Source organism: Pseudomonas sp. 30_B (assembly GCF_017491605.1).
Lineage (GTDB): Bacteria > Pseudomonadota > Gammaproteobacteria > Pseudomonadales > Pseudomonadaceae > Pseudomonas.
Genome location: NZ_JAFGYY010000173.1, coordinates 1 through 521, shown reverse-complemented (window position 1 = coordinate 521; position 521 = coordinate 1). Strand labels below are relative to the sequence as shown.

Annotated in this window: 1 protein-coding gene and 1 pseudogene; one reads left to right on the top strand and one right to left on the bottom strand. The window is 70.8% G+C overall.

What is annotated here, in order from left to right; all coding sequences use genetic code 11:
- A partial coding sequence (locus J5M67_RS27790; protein ID WP_207888593.1) for a hypothetical protein occupies positions 1-251 on the bottom strand: 251 nt, incomplete at its 3' end.
- Here J5M67_RS27790 and J5M67_RS27785 point away from each other — a divergent pair.
- Positions 163-521, top strand: a pseudogene (locus J5M67_RS27785) (TIM barrel protein); the annotation flags it as partial. The gene J5M67_RS27790 and the pseudogene J5M67_RS27785 sit on opposite strands and share 89 nt — an antisense overlap.

Here is a 521-nt window from a genome sequence, read left to right as displayed (position 1 = left end):
GGCATGTACGTGCTCGCCGCGATGCTCGTGATCGGCGCGCTCGCCGTGTGGCTCACACCGGCGAAGCTCGTCAACCGATAGATAATCGACCGTCGGCGGCGCCGCGCGCGTTCGGGCGCGCCCTCGCCGCCCCTTTCACCCACCGGACCTGGAACCGACGCCATGCCGCGCTTCGCCGCCAATCTCCCGATGATGTAAAACGAGAACGCGTTCCTCGAGCGCTTCGCCGACGCGGCACGCGACGGCTTCAAGGAGGTCGCGTACCTGTTCCCGTACGAGTTCCCCGCCGCCGAGCTCAAGGCGCGCCTCGACGCGCATGGCCTCGTGCAGGCGCTGTTCAACGCGCCGCCCGGCGACTGGGCGGCGGGCGAGCGCGGAATCGCGTCGCTGCCGGGCCGCGAGGACGAGTTCAGGCGCGCGATCGACACCGCGCTCGACTACGCGCGCGTGATCGGCAACGACACGCTCCACGTGATGGCGGGCCTGATCGCGCCGACGCAGGATCGCGCGCGGCATCGCGA